This is a genomic window from Chitinophaga chungangae (genome assembly GCF_017742215.1).
Lineage (GTDB): Bacteria > Bacteroidota > Bacteroidia > Chitinophagales > Chitinophagaceae > Chitinophaga > Chitinophaga chungangae.
Genome location: NZ_JAGHKP010000003.1, coordinates 1,313,933 through 1,335,633 on the forward strand (window position 1 = coordinate 1,313,933; position 21,701 = coordinate 1,335,633).

Here is a 21,701-nt window from a genome sequence, read left to right on the forward strand (position 1 = left end):
CGGTCAAATCTCTTCGCAGGCGGGCTTTGCGGCGCCCTGTTCGGCACGGTCGTTCAAATTATTCTTGTCTGTCCCGTTACCGCGTCCCCGGCATTTCACCCCTCACCTTGTTTTTATCCGTCTTTTCGCCGGTCACCCGGTCGTACCAGTCCGGTGTTAACGCCGCGGGCTGCGTATCCCCGGTTTCTTTTTGCCATTGGGTCAATACCGAGGAAAGTTTTTTCTTCGTTGCCGCGAACCGGCTGTCTGATGCGAGATTATTCGCCTGGTCGCCGTCTTTGCCCAGGTCGTATAATTCTTCCGCGGGCCTTGGCGACAGGAAAATATCGTTTTGCAATTTGGTCAGCGCTCCTTTTCCCTTTGCGGTTAACAACGCCTTAAACGACGGACTGTTCACCGCATCGAGCGGGCCCTGGTTGGGGAATTGCGGGCGGCCGTTGAAAATATATAAGAAATCCCTGGTGCGTACGGCCCGTTCATAGGCTTCATAGTCGTGCCAGTTGTGCTCGGTGAAAACATATTCGCGAAATGGCTGGCCGGGATCTTTGAATAAAGCAGCAAAACTTTTTCCCTGGATAACAGGCACCGCCGGCGCTTGCGCGATCTCTAAAAGCGTAGGCGCAATATCGACAGCGCTTATCAGCCCGTCGCATTCCATTCCTTTTTTCCCGCTCTGCGGCCACTTGATAATGAAAGGCGTTTTTACGCCCGCGTCATTCAGTCTCGTTTTATTGCCGGGGAAAGGCCTTCCGTTGTCCGACATAAAAATGACGATCGTATTTTCCGCAATGCCCTGCCGTTGCAGTTCGTCGTTTATTTCACCGACATAACGGTCCAGGCGGGCAATTTCGTTGTAATAAGCGGCCAGGTCTTCCCTGGTTTCCTTCGTATCTGCCAGCATCGGCGGCACGATCACTTTGGAAGGGTCGTGCGGCTGAAGGGCCGTATCCGGCTGCCAGGGCCGGTGCGCATCAAACGCGGCGAACCAGCAAAAGAAAGGTTTGTTTTTGGGCCGGTCTTTTAATACGGAGAGCCACATTCCTTCGCCCCCAACACCATTTTTAGCGCCGGTAATCAGGGTGTCGTAGGCCCTTTTCGTATGAGGCCCTTCATGCCATTTACCCGCCTGTGCCGTGTAGTACCCGTTCTTTTTTAATATCTCGGGGAAAAAGGTTTGATCTGCGGGCAAAGGCGTATGCAGTTCGGCGGCGCCGGTGCTGTGCGGGTAACGGCCTGTGATGATGCTGGTCCTGCTGGGACTGCAAGAACTGGAAGTCACAAATACATTATTGAACCGTATCCCGTCTTTTGCGAGCCGGTCGATATTCGGGGTACGCACGGCGGTATTGCCGTAACATCCTACATCGTTCCAGCCCAGATCGTCCGCTATGATCAATATGATATTCGGCCGCGACTGGGCTTTGCTGTCCTTCCAACCGGCAATTACAAATACAAGGGAGGCGATAAAAAAAACTGATCTCATAGTGATCCCGGATGAAAGCCGGGGATAATAAAGATAAGGTTCTTCGATATCCCGCTTTTATTTTTTTCACTGAAGCGCTATCTTACAGGAAACGTCATTCTCATGCATAAACGCCTCACCTGTATGGTGCTGCTTTTGTTCCCGGCAGTCTCTTCCGTTGCGCAGGACAGCCTGTATGCCCCGTCCGCATTGCGGGAAGATCTGCAATTCATCCGGCGCCAATTGTTCCAGGTGCACGCCAACCCGTTTTCGCAGTATACGAAGGAACGCTACGTCAAATATTTCGATTCGCTGGAAGCCGGGTTAACGGCGCCGTTAACCGCCGCCGCATTCCGCCAAAAGGCCGCCGCGGCCCTTCTGCCGCTGGAAGACGAACATGCCGCCCTGTCACTTCGCAAACCCGATGCCGGCCGCAAAATCCCGAACCGCGCAGACAGTGTGGCCACCAACATCAGCTATCGCCGGTATGGCAATACGGGTTACATCCTCGCACGGTCGTTCGGCACAAGAGGCAGCCAGGACCTTCCCGTATACGAGCGTTGCATCGACAGCATTTTCACCCTGGTAAAAAAAGACGGCGTACAGCGGCTGCTGATCGATGTAAGCGGTAACGACGGCGGGGCCTCGGCGGTCGGCAACATGCTGATAGACCGCATTTACGGTAAGTCGTACCAGTCTTATTCCATGAACTGGAAACGGAGCGACGAATACCTCGCAAAGCTGACTTCGTGGGGGTTTAACGATGAAGGTTACAAAAACGCCGCGCCCGGCGAAGTGTTGCATGTTTCTTCCCGGACCGTTACATCCGGCGAACCTCCTTACCGCTTTACCGGGAAGGTGATGGTGCTCATTGGGCCGCGGACATTTTCAAGCGCGATCATGTTCGCCACGCTGGTGCAGGATAACAAAATAGCGCCCCTTGCCGGCGAATCGCCGGCAGACGGCCATCCCACCCATTTCGGGGAAATGTACTCCGTCGTTCTTCCGCATACGGGGCTGGAGCTGCGTTTTGGCGTAAAAGAATGGGTGCGCCCGGCAGGGCGTGGCGCCGTAAATAAACTGCTGCCGGACTTCCCGTGCAAGCTCCCCGCCGGCGGAGATATCGCCGCGTTTATAAAACACCTGCCCTGGTAACATCTGTTGATGGGACCGGGCGCGGCTTTCGGATAAAGGAATTGAAAAACTCAAATCTCATTTAAATATTGTAAAATTGAGTGTAAATAGGTCCCATTTGTGAAAAAGCGCCAACGTCCTTTTCCCGCCTGTTCAATCAAATTCGAAAACCGGCTGCAACATCGCCGGGGCAGGCATGTTCCCGCACCAGAAAAATAGCCGTACATGAGTAACTTCGACTATACCGGTTTTGCCGACCAGGAACTGCTGCATCTGCTTAAAGAAGATGATGAAGCCGCATTCACGGAAATCTACAAACGATACTGGAAGCTGCTGTATACGACCGCTTTTGGCATCATCCGCGACGGCGATGCGGCCCAGGATATCCTGCAGGAAGTGTTTATCAGGATATGGCGCGGCAGGCATACGCTGGACATCACTTCGTTAAAGCCTTATCTTCAGCAGGCAGCCCGCTTCGGCGTCTTAAAAGCGATACGGGCGCAGAAAACCGACAAAGCGTTCTACGACCGCCTGGCTGCCATTACCATCGATGTGCTGGCGGAAGACCTGCTGCTGTATAAAGAACAACGTGAATTATTTGAAAAACTGCTAAGCGGGCTTCCCGAGAATGTTAAAGAAGCGTTTTATTTAAGCCGTGAAAACAACCTCACTTACAAACAGATTGCGGCCAGGCTCAACATATCCGAAAAAACGGTAGAAAAAAGAATATCGAAATCCCTGCGGTATTTCCGGGACAACCTGAATTACGAAATGTGCGTGATTATTTTACTGGCGGCAGAATACCGGGCGATCCTTTAACGCGCCCATCACGCTTCCCCCCACCTTTCCCCTTTTATTTCCCCGAAAAAAAATCTGATGCGGACCGTAGGGTATATCGCCTTTTCCGGTTCTTATAAACTGAATAGCATGGATAAAAAGAATTTCCTGGAATTGTTAGACAGATACCTCAAGGGTACTGCAAGCGCCGCTGAACGGCAGCTGGTGGAAGACTATTACAGGCGCCTGGGCGAAAAAGGCGATGTAGAGCTGCCCGCCGGGGAAGAAAATGCCCTGGAGCAAAAGATGCTGCAGCAAATCCGGCGGGGCATGAAGCCCCTACCGGACGCACCGGCAAAGCAGCGGGGAACGTTGCGCTGGATAGCCGGCATCGCGGCTTCCCTGCTGCTGCTGATCGCCGCTTACCTCTTCCTTTTGAAAAAAGATGCGCCTGAACAACAGCCGGCGATCGTAAAACAAAACAGCGCGCCTGATATCAGGCCCGGGCGGAATGTAGCGTCGCTTACCCTGGCAGACGGCTCGCAGATCCCGCTGGACGAAGCCGGCAAGGGCGTACTGGCCAGCCAGGGCGCCGCAACGGTCATCAAAACGAAAGAAGGCCAGCTGGTCTACGATGAAGGAAGCCCCGGAGAAGGTGCCGGGGCCACTTCACCGGCATACAATACGATCACTACCCCATACGGAGGTCAATACCAGGTGACCCTGCAAGACGGCACGACGGTTTGGCTGAACGCAGGTTCCGAATTGACGTTCCCAACCGTTTTTACTGGCCATGAACGCACCGTGCGGCTAAAAGGCGAGGCGTATTTTGAAGTGGCGGCAAACGCTGCAATGCCTTTTAAAGTGGAAGCCCGGGGGCAAACAGTGCAGGTGCTGGGCACAAAGTTCAATGTAATGGCATACGAAGACGAGGCCAGCGTGAATACAACCCTTCTCCAGGGAGCGGTAAAGATCATAAAGGGCAGCCGGAGCAGCGTGCTGTGGCCCGGGCAGCAATCGGAGGTCAGGGGAAACGATATCAGCGTGTATGAAGTTGACCTGGATGCGGCGCTGGCTTGGAAAGACGGCTATTTCGTGTTTAAAAATGAAGATATCGGCAGCATCATGCGGAAGATAAGCCGCTGGTATAACGTAACCGTGCAGTTTGAGGGGCAGTCTGGCCGGAAAACCTTCGGCGGGAAAATCTCCCGCTCCCATAATATATCTGATGTACTGAAAATACTCGAGCTGACAGGTTCTATCCGGTTCAGGATCGAAGAAGCTGCCGGGGAAACACCGGGGAAGATCACCGTTATGTTCTAAACGACTGACAACAATAGAGAAAAAAAAACAACCAGGAACGTTCTCACCGCTCCCGGTTGTCATTATTAAAAACTAAAAACTTAACCAAAATTATGAATTTTCCCCTCAGGAAATACAGGGGCCGGCCTTTTATTTCTTACAAAACGCTAATGGTTATGAAACTCGTTTTTGTTTTTTTAACCGCTGCTTTCCTGCAAACAAGCGCCGCAGGCTATGCACAGAAACTCACGCTTTCCCGGAAAAACGCCACGCTCGAGCAGATATTCTGGGAGGTCAGCAAACAAAGCAGGTACGAGTTCATTTATGACGCGGACATGCTCAAAGAGGCCAGGCCGGTAAATATCAGGGTGATCAACGCCTCCCTGGAAAAGGTATTGAACGAGTGTTTCACCGGCCAGCCTTTAACGTATACGGTACTGCAGAATACGATCGTGGTGAAAAGAAAACCGCTGGAAACAGCGGCGGTCGTACTCTTTCCTGTCAAAGGCAGCGTGACCGACGAAAAAGGCGCTCCCCTGCCCGGCGCTACCGTGCGGGTAAAGGGAACCGACAAGGCCACCGTGGCTGACGAAAACGGCCGGTTCAGTTTTGCGGATGTTCCGGAGAACGCGGTATTGCTGGTTTCTTATACCGGCTATGTGCAGGCAGAAGTGTCGGTGGAAGAACAGGAACCCGTGCGCATCATACTGAAAGAAAGCGTGGCCGGCCTGAATTCCATTGTAGTAGTAGGATACGGCACACAGAAAAAAGTAAACCTGACCGGGTCTGTTTCCACGGTAAAAAGCGCAGACCTGCAAGTGAGGCCGGTGGGTCAAACTTCCGCCGCATTGCAGGGCCTGGCGCCCGGCGTTACGGTAGTGCAGCGTTCCGGCCAGCCGGGAAGCGATGCCGGTACCATTCGTATACGCGGTATCGGTACTTTGGGAGATTCCAATCCCATGGTGCTGATAGACGGTATAGAAGGAAACATGAACAATATCGACCCCAATACCATAGAATCCATATCCATCCTGAAAGATGCAGCCTCCTCCGCCATTTATGGTTCCAGGGCGGCCAACGGCGTGGTGCTGATCACCACCAAAAGGGCCAAAGGAAACCAGCTCACGGTCAATTACGATGCATATGCCGGCTGGCAGCAGCCGACCAATCTGCCCAAAATGGTAAACGCCGTCGATCATATGCTGCTTACCAACGAAGCTTATGTAAACGTAGGCAGGGCGCCGCTGTACGACGACGAACTGATCGATAAATACCGTACCGAAGGGGCTGCGAACCGCGACCTGTACCCTGAAACCGACTGGCAAAAAGAAGTGCTGACCGGTTCCGGTTTTCAGCAGAATCATTTTGTGAGCGTGAGCGGCGGAACGGACAAGATCAAATCCTTCGCTTCATTCGGTTATTTCGATCAGAAAGGCGTGATTGAGACTACCGACTTTACCCGGTTCAGTTTCCGTAACAATACCGATTTTAAATTCTCCGAAAAAGTATCTGCCCGGTTCGACATGCAATTTATCAACGCCGTCCAGGAAGAGCCCGGCAGGGGTGCGGAAGCTGTTTTTCACTGGATGAACCGCATTCCCGCCAACCAGGCCGGCATCAATACAGACGGCACCTGGGGCGAAGGATGGAACGGAGACAATCCCATCGCGTTTTCCCGTGTGGGCGGAACGGCTAAGACCAGCAACCGCTCCGGCATCCTGAATTTCAGCCTGAACTACCAGCCCGTTAAATGGCTGAGATCCGAACTGACCATTGCGCCGGTAATCGGGGAAACCATCGGGAAAACATTTAACCGTATCGTTCAAACCTATAAGCCGGACGGCACAAAGAGCAACTTCCTCTCTCCCACCAAAAGCGCGCTGACGGAAACCGCCAACAAGTCGTTTCAAAATAATGTCCGCGCCACCATCACATTCGAAAAAAATATCCGGCTGCATGAATTAAAGCTGCTGGCCGGTTTTTCAAGGGAAGACTTCCGCAACAACTACGTCTCCGCATTCCGCGACGGGTTTATACTCCCCGATTATCCCGTGCTGGCGGCCGGGGAAGCCGTAAATCAGAAAGCCAACGGCAACTCGGCGGAATGGGCGCTGCAATCCCTGTTCGGGCGTCTCAACTATAACTTCAGCGGCAAATACCTGTTCGAAGCCAACCTCCGGTACGACGGGTCGTCACGGTTCGCCACGGGCAACAAATACAGCATTTTCCCCTCCATGTCAGCCGGCTGGCGCATCTCCCAGGAAAAGTTCATGGAGCCGCTGGCCCACGTTATATCGGATATGAAGATCCGTGCGTCCTGGGGGCAGCTCGGCAACCAGAATATCGGGAATTACCCCTTCGCCAGCCAGATCGATTTCGGTTCCTACACGTTAGGCAAACAGATCGTGAACACAGCGGCTTTGAATACCGCGGCCAATGTGGACATTTCATGGGAAACCACGGAAATGACCAACGTAGCCCTGGATATCGCGCTGTTCTCCAAACTTTCGATAACGGCCGAATACTACGATAAAAAATCAAAAGACATATTGTACGTACTGGATATCCCGCTGATCATCGGGCTGAGCGCTCCTCCGCAAAACGTCGGCGTCGTGAGCAACAAGGGTTGGGAATTGGGCGTCAATTACAATGGCGCCATCAGGGAGCTTGAATATTATGTCAATGTAAACGTTTCCGATGTAAAAAATAAAGTGCTGGACCTCCATGGCATTAATCGTACAGGCCTTACCGTTAGTAGAGAAGGTTATCCCATCAGTTCCATTTACGGGCTTGAAGCCGAGGGATATTTTACAGACGAAAGGGATGTGGCCGAACATGCGCAGCAGTTTGGCATTGTAAAGCCGGGCGACCTGAAATATAAAGACCAGAATAACGACAAGATCATCAACGACCTGGACAATGTAGTGATCGGCAGCACCATTCCACGGTTTACCTACGGCATAAACCTCGGCGCATCTTACAAAGGATTTAACCTGAGCGCTATGATCCAGGGCGTAGGCAAGGCAGACGGATACCTGTACAGGCAGGGCATTATGCCTTTTTATGAAGGGGGTACCGTGCAGGAGCAGCATAAAGACCACTGGACGCCAGAGCACACCGGTGCCGCCTTTCCGCGCCTGGCTTTCAGCGAGGTGAACAACGAAAAGAACTCGAGCTTCTGGATGAAAAATGCCGCCTATACGCGCCTGAAGAACATCCAGCTCGGGTACACCCTGCCCGATGAATGGATCAAAAAAATGGGCATCCGGAACCTGCGCCTCTACGTAAACGGCTCCAACCTTTTCACCATCGATAAATTCTGGGACGGTTATGACGTGGAAAGCCCGGTAGGTATCGGCAACGGCTATCCGCAGGTAAAAGTATTCACGTTTGGTGTGAATGCCAGCTTATAAGCAACACAAATTTTGACGACAATGCATAAATATATTATTCTCATCGTTTCATTCCTGGCTTTTACAGCCTGTAATAAAAATTACCTGGAGAAATATCCGCTGGACGGCCCTTCGTCATCTTCCTTTATCACGAACGAGCAGGAGCTGATGTTAGCCATCAACGGTTGTTACGCCTCCGTTCCTTTTCACCCGAGCGCGCACAACTGTCCGCTGCCGGTGATACTGGACCAGGTGACCGACCTGGGTTTTGACCGCAATAACGGAACGCTGCAGGAAGTAGGCAAAGGCAGCCACGACAGCAACAACGGTTTTTTCCTGAGCATCTGGAGCAGCTCTTACAGCGGCATCGCCCGCTGCAATTTTCTGCTGGACAATATAGACAAGGTGAAAAACATCGTCAGCGAACAATTATATAACCGGGTGAAAGCCGAGGCCCGTTTCCTGAGAGCTTATCACTACCATTACCTCGTTGAAATGTTCGGCGGCGTGCCGGTCGTTACCACTTCCTTAAAACTGGACGAATCGCAGGTGCCGCGCAACACCAAAGAAGAAACGGTAAACTTTATTCTCACCGAAATGGAAGCCGCCGCGGCAGACCTCCCGCCCGGATATGCCGCCAATGAAAGCGGCCGGGCAACGAAAGGCGCCGCCCTCGCCATTAAAGCAAGGATCGCGTTATACAATGAAAAATGGGACGTTGCGGCAGACGCCGCCAAAAGAGTGATGGACCTGAATGTTTACCAGCTGCACCCGGATTTTGGCGAACTGTTCACCTATAAAGGACAAACCTCCAAAGAGATCATCTTCGCCCTGCAATATCTGAAAGGGATCAAAACGCATAACATTCCTTCGCAATTTTTTTCCAGGATGGCTTCGGGCTTCAGCGGCCTGGTGCCGGGGCAGTCTTTGATAGATTCTTATGAATGTACCGACGGCCTTTCGATCGACAAATCTCCCGGCTTCGATCCCGCAAAACCTTTTGAAAACCGCGATCCCCGCCTGGGGTATACGGTGGCATTGCCGGGCAGTATTTTCATGAACTTCCAGTTTGAAACGCACAAAGACAGCGTAAAGACCTGGGACTATAACACCACGCCGGCAAAGCGGGTAAACAATACCGATGCCACCAATGCATTCGCAACGTTCACCGGTTATTGCTGGCGCAAATACACCGATTTGACGGACAAGGTAGAACGCACTACCTCCGAGCTGAACGTTATCAGCGTACGGTATGCGGAAGTGCTGCTGATCTACGCGGAAGCGAAAATAGAATCCAACCAGGTGGATAATACGGTGTATGATGCCATCAATACGGTAAGGCAACGCCCCTCCGTGAATATGCCCTCCATTGCCGCCGGTAAAACGCGGGAAGAGCTGCGTTCCATTATCCGGAAAGAACGTAAATACGAACTGGCCGGCGAAGGATTCCGGGTGTTCGACATCCGCCGCTGGAAAATTGCGGACCAGCTGATGAACGGGATCTTTTATGGCCGGATACCCAGGGGCCTGCCGGCGGCCGCTCCTGCAATAGACGCCAACGGAACGCCCGATTACAGCGCAGTGCCCAATCGAAGCGAAATGCGGGTAGTGGAAACGAGGATATTCAAAACAAACAGGGATTACCTGTGGCCGATACCAAATATAGAAACGCTCACAAACCCAAGCCTGGCACAAAATCCAAATTATTAATACTATGAGAATATCGATTGTACGCGTATTGTTTTTTTCATTACTGGCGGTTATCTGCGCAAAACCTTCCATTGCCGGCCAGCCACCGGCCATCACCGCAGACGTGATAGTCTACGGCGGTACTTCCGCCGGCGTGGCAGCCGCCGTGCAACTTTCCAGGATGGGCAAAACGGTAGTGCTGATAGAACCTTCGCAGCGGATCGGCGGGTTGACCACCGGCGGCCTCGGCGCTACGGACATTGGCAACAAAGCCGCCATTGGCGGAATAGCCCGGGAGTTTTACCGCAACATCCGGGAGTATTACGATAACCCGTCTAACTGGAAGTGGCAGTCCCGTTCGGAGTATTTTAAAAACCCGAAAGAAGAAGACGCCATGTGGACCTTTGAGCCGTCTGCCGCGCTAAAGGTATATCACAACATGCTTTCGCGTGAAAAAGTAAAGCTGGTATACGGTGAGCGGCTGAACAGGGAAACCGGCGTGGTAAAGGAAAACGGAACTATCTCTGCCATCCGGATGGAAAATGGCACAGTATATAAAGGCAAAATGTTCATAGACGCGACCTATGAAGGCGACCTGATGGCCGCTGCGGGCGTCAGCTATACATTGGGCCGCGAATCGAACAAACAATACCGGGAAACGTTAAACGGCGTACAAGCCAACAGGGTGAATGTAACCCTGAAGGGAACCGTGTCCAGGAATGCGCGGTACCATAATTTTGTAAATGGCGTAGACCCTTACATTATTAAAGGCGATAAATCGAGCGGGCTGTTGCCCTGCATCAATCCCGGCGGGCCGGGCATAGAAGGAGCTGCGGATAAGAAGATACAGGCTTATTGTTTCCGGATGACGCTGACCGACCATCCCGACAACAGGATCCCGTTTACCAAACCCGCCAACTACAACGAACGCAATTATGAGCTGCTGTTCAGGAACTATGAAGCAGCCCCCGGCGGTGTGATAGAGGATATGTACGACTATGGCGACAAGCTGGTGCCGTGGATCAACAGCAAAATGCCGAACCGGAAAACGGATATCAATAACCAGAAAGGATTTTCCACGAATTTCATCGGCCAGAACTATCAATACCCCGACGGTTCTTACGCTGAAAGGGAAAAGATCATCCAGGCACACCGTCAGTACCAGCAGGGATTGATGTGGACTTTAGCCAATCATCCCCGTATTCCCGAAAAAGTGAGAAAAGTGGTATCGCAATGGGGCACCTGCAAGGACGAGTACGAAAGTGAAGACGGCTGGCAGGGCCAGCTGTATATCCGCGAAGCAAGACGAATGGTAAGCGACTACGTGATGACGCAGCATCATTGCGAAGGGCTCTCCGTTGCGGAAGATCCTATCGGGCTGGCCGCATACACCATGGATTCGCACATGGTTCAGCGGTATGTGGACGCCAACGGGTACATTCAAAACGAAGGGAATGTAGCGGCCCCTGTGGGCGCTCCGTTCCCGATCAGCTACCGTTCCATCATCCCGAAAAAAAATGAATGCGGCAACCTGCTGGTGCCGGTGTGTTTAAGCGCCAGCCACATTGCTTTCGGGTCTATCAGGATGGAACCCGTATTCATGGTATTGGGCCAATCCGCGGCGATTGCCGCATCCCTGGCTATAGACGACAAAGTAAGCGTTCAAAACCTTGGGTATGAAAAATTACAGCAGGCGCTGATAGCAAACCAGCAGCGGTTAGTAACAGGCAGCGCTGAATAATGCGTTTCCGAAAAAATGAAGAATACGTAAAAAGGCCGCGATATTGCGGCCTTTTTACAACCCCGCCATTACCTTCCTGAATTTCTTCGCGGGCTTTGCGCCCCGTGCAAGTTTCTTCTCATTGAAATTCCCGGTTAATATTCCCGGCCATGTTCAGTAAAGCGGCGTGTTCAGCGTGCTGAGATCGGTAGATGCGCTGCCATCCTGCGTGGCTTCCAGGTAAAGCCGGTATTGCATGGGCTGGGCCGGAATGGTAAGCGTAAGATACGCTCCTTCCCCGACTGGCTGCAGGCGGAAGGGATTGCCATAGCCGTCCGTCTGCACGAGGTACCATTCAAACCGCAGCCGGTCCGTGCCGGGGTCGGCAAACCGCCACCCGTTGCCGGTGCTGATGAGCGCGTTGTAAGTGAGGCGGCTGCCGGGCAGCGTCGTGCGGGAAGGCCGGAGTATTTTCACCCTCGGCAATGGCGGCGGCGCGGGAGCCCCGCTCCACAGGCCCGTGAGCAGGTGCCAGTCTGGTTTATAACGGCCGCGATGGTCGGTAAGGCCGTCGAAGGTAACAAAATCACGGGTTTCGAGGTCTTGCCAGGTAGTGAGGAATGCCGGCACAGGCTGCAGCCTGGCGAAGGCGGCTACAGGCATTCTGCTGATAAAGCCGGGAAAGTTTCCGGAAAGAAGGGCGGCCAGGCCGCTGGTGTCGCCGGTTGCTTCGATGCCGAAAGCGTCTATGGCCGGCAGCTGCTGCTGAAGCCATGGCAGCGCGGGCACGGAGCCCGGGTTAAAAAGTACGTCCGCCGTTAACGGCCTGGAAGAATCGGCGGCTTTGATGGCTGCGGACAATCCTTCCAGCCAGCGCAGGTAACGTTGCTGCTGGTAAAACAAAGCCGGTTTAAAATGATGCAGTGCAAGCTGCTGCCATGCATTGTTTCCCAGGTGCCATGCCGTAATAGCGGTATCGTTGCGGCGCCTGGTTATCGTGCGGAGAATGGTTTCCCGCGCCTGTGCAAGCGTTGCGCTGTCCCTGTCCATGTCCGTCACTTCCGGCAGCCAGAACCCGTAATGCACGCCGATGCCATGGATGCCGGCTTCCGCCAGCACATTCCGGTCGTATATGCCCGGCCCGTACCGGCGGATGGTGTTCACGCCCAGTTGCCGCATTTGTTGGAGGTCATGGGCGGTTTCCCGGCGCGTGAGCGTATGCCGGTTCCTGAACCAGTCCTCTCCTTTCTGGTAAAGCAGCCCCCGGATGCTGTCCGGTAGTTTGTGCCGGGCGCCCGGACCAGGTACCGCTGCGTCCGTAATGGCTGCGACTGCGGGAGTAACCGGGCTGCGCAGGCGGGGATAAATGTCCAGGGCGGCCAGCAGTTGCCCGGGCTTACGGATGGCCCAGTCCAGGTACTGCGCGGTATCGCCTTCCGGTACATTTCTATCGTAACCGTTATGAAAAAACACCTGCGCCTGTATCTCGGGAAAACGCGCGCTAATAGCCCGGAATGCATCGCTGAACCAGCGTTCCTGGTTGCCGGCGTCCGCGACGGAGCCCATTTCTGTTATCATGACAGGCATGCCGGAACGGAAAAGCGGCAGGCTGTGGAATGGCATGTACAAAGTTTCGAAGGAATGCCATTCCTTGCCGCCATGCCCCGGACCATAGTTGAGGACGGTAGCGCCTATCCAGTCCACGTATGCCTTGCCGGGAAAATACATTGCAGCATTGGCCGCTTTCCATGGGTTCCATACCCAGATCGCGTTTATCGCCCCGCGGCTAAGGAAAAGCGCATGCACATACCGCCAGGCGGCGCGAAATTCTTCGGGCGTATTGCCCCCGGCCGGCGACCATGGATAGTCTGGATTGTCCGGCTCATGCGCAAAACGGAGGAACATCGGGCGGTCCAATGCTTTTACCTGGTCTGCAAACCGTTCCAGGTAACCGTCGAAAATGCCGGTGGGGATCAGGGACATTACTTTTTGTTCGTGCTCCAGCCCGTTGATGCTAAGCCCAAACCCAGAGGTCCAGGGCTCCCAGGTGATCATGGGAACGGAGCCGCTGTTATAAACGGCCGCCAGCGAATCCGGCAGCAGATGCTCCGGCCCGTCGCCCCAGGCAATGTACAGTGATGTAAGCGGCATGCGGGGCATGCCCTGGCCTGAAGGATTGTACACGCCGGTATAAAAAATGTCGTGCCTGGGAACCGGTTGTACAACGGGAGCCTGACGCTGCCCGGCGGTAAAATGCCAGGTCAGTACGATCACGGCGAGCAGCAACGGAAGCCCGAGTTTGCGGATGCCGGTGTACAGGTGCAGGTGACGGAACACCCAGAATTGTTTTTTAAGCAGCAGCGGGAGTATCAGCATCGTTTTCACCCAGCCGTAACGAGCGGGTATTTTTCTCAGTTGAAGGCTGGCGATGATGTTGAATACCATGATGAGGCAATTGATGCCTGCAATGCCGGCCATAAAAAGCGAATAGGGGTTCCAGTCGTAATGCAGCCCGTATATGATCGCCGCCAGCGATACTGCCAGCACGGCAATATTGGGTATGTTCAGCCGCCAGTCGTCCGGCCCAGAATCGTCTTTCGGCGTGGGGAGGTACGGTACTTTTTTCCGAGCGATGGTATAAGCAAGGCCGAGCAGGTAGATCCACCAGGTGCCGATAAACAGCAGGCCGCCCACAACATGGAAGCCGCGTTCGGTCTCTTCCATCACCCAGCGCTGCACATAATGGCGGATAAGCAGGATGGAGCCGATGGCGGGAAAAGCGAGCAGCGAAAATTCCACGAGGTCTGCCCGGAAAGGAATATACCCCGTCACCAGCGAAAGCACCGGCACGAGGAAGTTGATGAGAAAGACGAGACCGGACAAATAATGCAGCGGGATGGTGCCGTAATGCAGCCGCTGCAGCCAGGTGAACTGCCTGAACAGCCTGGGATAGGTGGTCACCAGCAGTTCGAAGGTGCCCCTCGCCCATTTCAGTTGCTGGGCGTAATACGCGGAAAGCGTATTGGGCACCAGCCCGCGGGTGAGCACGGCAGGCACGTACACCGATCTCCATCCTTTGGCGTGCAGGTGCATGGCGGTATGCATGTCTTCCGCCAGCCCGCTTGCATGCCCGCCGATGGAATCCAGGGCGGCTCTCCTGAAGGTGCAGTTGGCGCCGATAGCCAGCACGGTGCCGTAGCTGTTCATGGTGGACATAATCGGGCCGTAGAACTGGAACGTTTGCTGGGCGGCGCCTTTGGCGATGATGCTGTCTCCCAGGTTGCTGTATGCCTGCACGATCTGCACGAAGCCGATCTCCGGATCGTTGAAGTGATGCACTACGGCATCCAGGAAACCCGGTGAAGGCACATGGTCCGGGTCCAGCACCACGCAAAGCTCTCCCGTTGCGTATTGCAGGGCGTTGTTGATATTCCCCGCCTTGGCGTCCCTGCGGTCTGTACGGGTTATATGCCGCACGCCCAGGCGACCGCACACTTCGCGGAGATAAGGATCGTTCGCTTCGTCGCACAGCCAGGCGGTATGCGGATAGGTCATGGCCCTTACCGCGGTAAGCGTTTCCACGATCATTTCATACGGTTCGCCGGGAAAGTAGGTGGTAAGCACGTCTACCGTGAATGGACGTTGCGGCTGGGGTGAAGGCGGAATGCGGATAGCGGCATAATGATACCATTCGTGCAGGATAGCGAGACAGTTGAAGGTGATGCCCGCCATCAGCACCCAATAAAACGGGGCGTAACCGATTTGCACGCGGCGGAACAGCACGATCAGCAGCACGCCTATGCTGGCGGTGCCGAGCAATATCATGAGCCTGAGCGTAAACAGTTCCCGCCGCGACGGCGGTGTGACAGGTTCCAGTGGTTCCTTCATGGCGCGATTACGTAAAACGGTGTATTGGTGGAAGCGAAATTGCCGTATGCATCATATACGGTCACGAATATACGGTATGGCCCTTCCCGCGACGGCGCGCGGAAGCTGGCCCTGGTGCCTTCGTGGGAAAGCAGCAGGCTGTCCAGTGCCGGCGGCTTCCAGGTGTTCACGTCGTTTCGGAAACGGATGAACCAATCTTCCGGCAGCACTTCCCATTCAAACCGGAGAGAATCCCTGCCGGGGTTTTCCAACAGGAGCTCTGCGGAATGGAGCGTGCCCGGGCCAAGCAAAATATTATCCCTTGCACCTTTGCCTTCCAGCAGCATGTATTGCAATGCAGGCGCTTTATGCGCCGGCCATCGCCCCGTCCAGATATACTGCATGGCCTGCGCGGTGGCGGAAGCACCGCCGTTCCCGGTGAACAAGCTGAACCATGTATGCGTCACTTCCTGCTTCTGCCCCCAGTAAAACACACAGGCTCCCAGAAAACGCGGATCGTTTACGGGCATATAATCCGTATAACGCTGTAAATATTGTTCCGCTTTTTTATTGCTGGTGTTTTCGACGGGAGCGCCCCATGCGGTGGTTTCGGTTTCCCATGGGCCGTTGATGCCCCATTCAGTGATCAGGAACGGCCCGTTCCAGAACCAGTGGAATTTCCGGAGGTCGTTGCGCAGCTGCTGCAATTCGCCGAATATGTTCAGCGAGATCAGGTCCAGTTGCGGCACTTTCCAGCGGAGATTGTAAATATTGCGCCGGTTGAAATTGATGAGCGCGGTAGTAACGGGGTGATCGGGGTCGCGGGCATGGATGGTGTCCAGCAAGCGGTTATATGCTTTGTAAAACGGACGGAACCGGGGCCTGTAGGGAAAATCCACCTCGTTGCCCAGGCACCACATCAGCAGGGCGGGATGATCTTTGTAACGTTCTATGAGCCGCTCATATCCAAGGCAGAGGGCGGATACGGCGGCGGTATCGCGGTAAAATTCAAGGGAGCGGCTGAACGGGATGGATAGCCCGGCAATGACGGCGATGCCCGCTGCCTGCGCTTCGTCCAGCAATACACCCAGCCCTGCGGTGTCCCAGGTGCGGATGGTGTTGCCGCCGGCTTCCCGCAACGCCTGCAGCTGTCCGTTCCCTGCCGCGCCTTTGACGGTGAAAGGACGGCCATCCCTGAAAATGGTGTAACGGCCCCCGGATTGCCCGATATAGACCTTGCGTGAAGCGGAAGGAACGGGCGTGTGCCGGCAGGCGGCCAGGACAAAACATATCAGGGCCAGGGTTATAAAAACCGGGTACACGGGTGTATGGCGTGTGCGTGGATGTTGTATCATGCGGTCAGCTCGAACCGCATAAATATAACGGAAACTTTTTAAAGGCCGCCCTGCCGCGCGTTCCTTACAATCCCGCTACCACCTTTTTGAATTTCTTTGCCATCGGGGCTGACACGGTTTCAGGCGTAAACTTCACCTTCTTCACTTTCCCTCCCAGCAACGTGCGGTACCATACCAGCGATCCAAGATAACAGCCCGCTGTGTTGGCGTGGTTGGCATCGAAGGCGAGTTTGCCGTCGCGCCAAACGTACCCTACATTCAGGGAATTGGTCTGGTCGGGCAACTGGCCCGCCTGCGGGGTATCAAAATTAAAAGTGGTGTCTTTGTTGTAATGCCATTTCCTGCTGGCCTCCATTGCCCTGAACGCATCGCCGGTCGGGATGATGCCCAGGCCCAGCTCGGCTGCGGCCTTGTGGTAAGCGGCCCGTACATGCCGGTGCATTTCTTCCGCGGTTTTTGCGCGCTCCTCCCCGTTTATTTTCCCAAAAGCTTTCGCATCGTTGCGGTAAGCCCAGATCTGGTGAATAAAGATCTTCGCCCCGGGCTGCAGCGACCTGATCAGTTCAACCAGCTTGCGCGCATAGGGCTCATAAGTATCCGGATCGCCGGAAAGCAGGGAGTATTGCTGAATGGTGACGATATCCCAGCGCCCGTCAGACAACATCTCACGAAGCGACTTTCCTTTATATGCTTTTTCGCCGGATTCCGCCAGTTTCCAGTGCCTTTCGAGCGAGCAACCGCCCAATTCGGCGCGGCCCAGCTCCAGCTCCATTCCCCCTTCCTTTGCCAGTTGCGGCAGAAACGTGGCGGCATTCTGTGAAAAGCTGTTGCCGATGATAAAGAGGCGGATTTTTTTATCGTCCTGCGCCTGTACCGAGATGCATATGCTCAGCAGTATAAAAAGACCTGTTCTGAATTTTGATAGCATGTTATGTTCGTTTAAACGAACGGTTAAATTATTACATGAAAGTTGATAATCCAAATCGCCTGCCGGAAGAGGCAACCTGGTCTCCTGCCATCGTTGCAACATTTACCCTGCGACATCTTTGTACGCTTTCTTCATTTTCGCTTCATCTTGCGGGATTAGTTTTGTTCCGACAAACAATATTGAACAACCTAAAAACTAAGATCATGAAAGCACAAGGATTAATCGCTGTCGCATTATTACTCTCAGGAACCGCATTTGCCCAGCAAACTTCCGTAAAAACCGAAGGAAAAGTAACCGCAAACAGTCAAACCCATGCAAATGAAACTACCGGGAACGCCGGTGTGAGCGCCAGTAACACCACTACAGTTCACGTACAGTCCAACGCTGCGGAACAAGCTGCGCAGACCGCTAACAGTCAATTAAACACGGTGGCAACCACCGCGGCCGGCGCCGGTGCGAACGCGCAAATCGCCGTAAACAGCACTTTACAATCCACTGCCGGCATCGGGACCAAACTCGAAAATGCGGTCACCGGCAAGGTTAAAGGAGCCTCGCCTGTTAACGCTACTGTAAACCAGATTATAAAAATACAGGCGGCGCCTATCCGCATTAATACACGTATTGCAGGAGGAGTATTAACAGGTATCCTGTAATTCCGGCAGAACAGATTTTTGCCGCATTTTTCCGGCAAAAATCTGTTATTTTTATAGCAATGATCAAATTCCTTTTATCTACCCTCGTTATTGTTCCGGGACTGTTGCTGTTAAAAACATCCAGCAGTTATGGATACGCGCCTATTGCCGACACCTTGCAGCCTGTGAAGACTGCAGCCAGCAAACCAGTTGAAAAACCTGTGGCCACATTGCAGGGGCATTTACCAAAGATAAAGGAAGTACCAAAATCGAGGCGCATGATCAAACCGATGGCTGTTCCTTCACCATTGCCCATAAAGCCCGTCAGGATCATCAAGCCTAAGATCATTCCGGGAAAGATATTATAATATCATAACCGGGTTAAAAAGGATGACATGAGATATCTATTGATTTTGCCAGTTTTCTGGCTATGCCACAGCAGTGCACAGGCGCAAACGGATACGGCCGGCACGCAAACCGACAACAAGAAAGTTACACTGACACTGGGAACGTTATATTCAAACAATGCCAATTATTATGGTCAGACTGCCGCAGCCCCCATGCCTTATATAGCGGCCAGCGCCACGTTGCAGTTCCGTTCGGGGATCTATTTTTCAGGGGTAGGATACCGTTTACTGAACGATTCCGGAGCGGCGGTATCGGCCACCAGCGCCGGGGCGGGCATTGAATTTAAGATCGGGAAAAAACTGGCTGCGGACCTCAGCTACAGCCATACGTTCTTTCCTTCAAACTCCCCCTTTTTGCAGGCTGCGAATACCGATAATGCCGCTGCCGGCCTGAAGTACCAATATTGGATGACCACCGGCGTTCATGTGGATTATGCCTTTGGAAAACAGCGCGACGTATTTGTAACCCTGAGTACCGAAAAAATGATTCAACTGGGCAGCCTCTTCAAAGGAAAAGACCTGGTCACCCTAACACCTTCAGCGGAAGCAGTGGGCGGAACCCAGCATTTTTACCAAACTTACATACAGGAGAAACAATTACTGGGTTTGCCTTTACCCGTGATACCGGGTATTCCCGGCACATCGGAAACAACTACGAAAGAGGCCACCAGATTCGATCTGTTATCTTATAGCCTGAAAGTACCGTTAGCGTATAACAGGGCCCATTACATGATAGAAGTGGCCTACCAGCTCTCTGTATTAAGCGATAAAGCGCTCAGCGGCGCTGGAGATGCCAACTCTTTTTTTACCTGCAGTTTCTATTACCAGTTTTAATAAAGATGAAAGTACTGATCATAGAAGATGAAAAGGCGATGGCTGCGGAAATGCAGGCCTATCTTGAAAAATCATACTGCTGCGATCTGGCTTATACCGCCAGGCACGGGCTGGAGAAAATGGAAGAAAATCAATATGATTTTATCCTGCTGGACCTGGGACTGCCTGATAGAGACGGTCTGCAACTATTGCAGGAGGCAAGAAAAAACTGCCCGGAGGCTTCTTACATTATTCTTACCGCACGCGGGCAACTGGAAGACCGGATTAAAGGTCTTCATATGGGAGCGGATGACTATCTCCCAAAACCCTTTTCGCTGCCGGAACTACAGGCCAGGATGCAGGCTATTTCCAGGAGGAAGTTTGGGCTGACGGATAGCAAGGTGGCATTGGGAGATTTTGACATTGATCTGCATCAAAGAAGCGTGTTTTTTGAAGATCAGGAAATTTCTTTGTCGAGAAGGGAATTTGATCTGCTTAGTTATATGCTGCTTCATAAAAACAGGCCGCTCACCAGGATGCAGTTGAGTGAACATATCTGGGGAAACTTTTCGAATGACGATTATGATTCGAATTTTATTGACGTGCATATTAAAAATATCCGGAAGAAATTATCGGCCTTTGCCTCCGTGGAATGGCTGCAGACCCTCCGGCACGTGGGGTATAAAATAAAGATCTGAGCGTGAAACTTTTTACCAAACTTACTCTTTTCATTACCTTGTCGAAAATGGCGATTGCCATCCTTTTCGTGCTGCTATTGCCTTTCCTTGTAGAGGACATTGCTTTCAGGTATAACGATAACTATCTGAAAGAGCAAAAAAAGAAGGTATTGAGCGTAATTTGGAAAAACGGCATCGACGCTTATCTGCAGGGCGAAGAAAACTATGGCAGCTACACCATGCTGAAGGAAGAATATATTTCGATGGAACCCGCCGGTAACGCCCGCCTGCCCGATACCATCGCCACCCTCCAACGTGTAGTGGAGGGAGATACGCTTACTTACCGCGTATTAAGCCATATCTTCACATACCAACACAACCGGTATATGCTGGAAGTCGGGAAAAAAACGGCTACTATCAGCCAGTATAACCGCCCTTTGCAAAAAGTGGCCCTGTATGTACTGTTTGGCCTGATAGTGCTCACCACCCTGGCAGACCTTATATTCACCCGGCTACTGTTGCGCCCGCTCGGCGTTATTATCAGCACGAGGCTGGTTAACCGGAAATTCCCTTTTAAAGATCATGTGCCATCCATCAAAACATCTACTACCGACTTCCGATATCTTGATGATTCGCTCGTTGAACTGATGGGTAAAATCAACGAGGCCTTTGAAAAAGAACGCGAGTTCACGTCCAACGCGTCTCACGAACTGATGACACCTATCACCATCCTTCAAAATAAGATGGAAAATTTGATAGCGGAAGACTCACCGGACGAGGAATTACAAAGGAAAATCATAGGTATGATGAAGACATTACACCGCCTGAAAAAGATTGTCCATTCATTACTGCTTATCTCGCGTATTGAAAACGATCAGTTCCCAAAAACGGACGATGTGTCGCCATACCTGCTGCTGACGGAATTAATGGAAGAACTGGAACACCGTTTGGAAGATAAACAGTTACAGTTTAACATGCGCCTTTCCAGGGAGATCGTGCTTCACCATCTTAATCACGACCTGATATTCCAGCTGGTATATAATCTGCTCAACAATGCCATAAAGTATAATGTACCCCAGGGACAAATAACTGTAAGCGACCGGGTGCTTCCCGGGGAAATGTACCAGCTTATCATCAGTGATACCGGCATCGGCATCGGCGAACACGAAATCGGCGCCATTTTCGACCGCTTTAAAAAGGTAGCCAGAACGGAACTGGAAGGTTATGGCCTGGGGCTTTCCATCGCCAAAACTATCACCCAATACCATGGGATAGAAATCTCCGTCTCTTCGGCCATTGATAAAGGCAGCACTTTTATTGTCAGCTTCCCGCTGGTTTAAGACTTTTGCCCTACGATCTTCCGGGTATGCCAACATAACCTGTCCAATGGCAGCCCTTTTATCAGTAATTTTACCATTCCACTTTCAGTTCCGAACGCCTGTTCTCCCTGTATTCTTCCTCGCTGCAGGGCACGCCGTCCTTGCATTTGTTCACCGGTTCCAGCTCGCCTTTGTTGCTGTAATACAACCGTTTCGGGTCGATGCCT

At 52.8% G+C, this 21,701-nt stretch carries 15 protein-coding genes; 11 read left to right on the forward strand and 4 right to left on the reverse strand.

The window, feature by feature from the left end; all coding sequences use genetic code 11:
* Positions 1-76: 76 nt before the first annotated feature.
* A complete protein-coding gene (locus J7I43_RS19680) occupies positions 77-1,483 on the reverse strand; it encodes a sulfatase family protein (RefSeq protein ID WP_209147571.1) in 1,407 nt (468 codons plus the stop codon).
* A gap of 102 nt (positions 1,484-1,585) precedes the next feature.
* On the opposite strand from J7I43_RS19680, the gene J7I43_RS19685 reads away from it, so the two are divergent.
* The 6 genes from J7I43_RS19685 (at position 1,586) to J7I43_RS19710 (ending at position 11,497) form a co-directional block, all read left to right on the forward strand.
* A complete protein-coding gene (locus J7I43_RS19685) occupies positions 1,586-2,617 on the forward strand; it encodes a S41 family peptidase (RefSeq protein WP_209147572.1) in 1,032 nt (343 codons plus the stop codon).
* A gap of 204 nt (positions 2,618-2,821) precedes the next feature.
* Positions 2,822-3,415, forward strand: a complete 594-nt coding sequence (locus tag J7I43_RS19690) for an RNA polymerase sigma factor (protein ID WP_209147573.1) — start codon at positions 2,822-2,824, stop codon at positions 3,413-3,415.
* A gap of 108 nt (positions 3,416-3,523) precedes the next feature.
* Complete coding sequence (locus J7I43_RS19695; protein WP_209147574.1) at positions 3,524-4,696, forward strand: FecR family protein; 1,173 nt, start codon at positions 3,524-3,526, stop codon at positions 4,694-4,696.
* A 155-nt stretch (positions 4,697-4,851) separates the two neighbouring features.
* Positions 4,852-8,088, forward strand: a complete 3,237-nt coding sequence (locus tag J7I43_RS19700; RefSeq protein ID WP_209147575.1) for a TonB-dependent receptor — start codon at positions 4,852-4,854, stop codon at positions 8,086-8,088.
* A gap of 21 nt (positions 8,089-8,109) precedes the next feature.
* Positions 8,110-9,777: a RagB/SusD family nutrient uptake outer membrane protein gene (locus J7I43_RS19705; protein WP_209147576.1), complete on the forward strand. Its 1,668-nt coding sequence runs from the start codon at positions 8,110-8,112 to the stop codon at positions 9,775-9,777.
* Between the two features lie 4 nt (positions 9,778-9,781).
* Entirely contained in the window at positions 9,782-11,497 is a 1,716-nt protein-coding gene (locus J7I43_RS19710) for an FAD-dependent oxidoreductase (protein WP_209147577.1), read from the forward strand.
* Between the two features lie 153 nt (positions 11,498-11,650).
* Here J7I43_RS19710 and J7I43_RS19715 read toward each other — a convergent pair whose 3' ends face one another.
* The 3 genes from J7I43_RS19715 to J7I43_RS19725 form a co-directional block, all read right to left on the reverse strand.
* Positions 11,651-15,364, reverse strand: coding sequence for a glycosyltransferase family 2 protein (locus J7I43_RS19715; RefSeq protein WP_209147578.1), 3,714 nt, complete (start codon positions 15,362-15,364; stop codon positions 11,651-11,653).
* A complete protein-coding gene (locus J7I43_RS19720; RefSeq protein ID WP_209147579.1) occupies positions 15,361-16,698 on the reverse strand; it encodes a glycoside hydrolase family 2 TIM barrel-domain containing protein in 1,338 nt (445 codons plus the stop codon). The genes J7I43_RS19715 and J7I43_RS19720 overlap by 4 nt, the downstream gene beginning before the upstream one ends.
* A 64-nt stretch (positions 16,699-16,762) precedes the next feature.
* On the reverse strand, positions 16,763-17,626 hold the full coding sequence (locus J7I43_RS19725; protein WP_209147580.1) for a DUF4886 domain-containing protein: 864 nt from the start codon (positions 17,624-17,626) through the stop codon (positions 16,763-16,765).
* A gap of 35 nt (positions 17,627-17,661) precedes the next feature.
* Here J7I43_RS19725 and J7I43_RS19730 point away from each other — a divergent pair, with 35 nt between their 5' ends.
* The 5 genes from J7I43_RS19730 to J7I43_RS24955 are packed head-to-tail and all read left to right on the forward strand — an operon-like array spanning position 17,662 to position 21,495.
* Entirely contained in the window at positions 17,662-18,279 is a 618-nt protein-coding gene (locus J7I43_RS19730; protein WP_209147581.1) for a hypothetical protein, read from the forward strand.
* Between the two features lie 59 nt (positions 18,280-18,338).
* The gene (locus J7I43_RS19735) at positions 18,339-18,626 is read left to right on the forward strand and encodes a hypothetical protein (RefSeq protein ID WP_209147582.1); all 288 of its coding nucleotides are present in this window, start codon (positions 18,339-18,341) and stop codon (positions 18,624-18,626) included.
* Positions 18,627-18,653: 27 nt separating this feature from the next.
* Complete coding sequence (locus J7I43_RS19740; RefSeq protein ID WP_209147583.1) at positions 18,654-19,499, forward strand: hypothetical protein; 846 nt, start codon at positions 18,654-18,656, stop codon at positions 19,497-19,499.
* Between the two features lie 5 nt (positions 19,500-19,504).
* Positions 19,505-20,176, forward strand: a complete 672-nt coding sequence (locus J7I43_RS19745) for a response regulator transcription factor (RefSeq protein WP_209147584.1) — start codon at positions 19,505-19,507, stop codon at positions 20,174-20,176.
* Between the two features lie 2 nt (positions 20,177-20,178).
* Positions 20,179-21,495: a sensor histidine kinase gene (locus J7I43_RS24955; RefSeq protein WP_209147585.1), complete on the forward strand. Its 1,317-nt coding sequence runs from the start codon at positions 20,179-20,181 to the stop codon at positions 21,493-21,495.
* Positions 21,496-21,701: the final 206 nt, after the last annotated feature.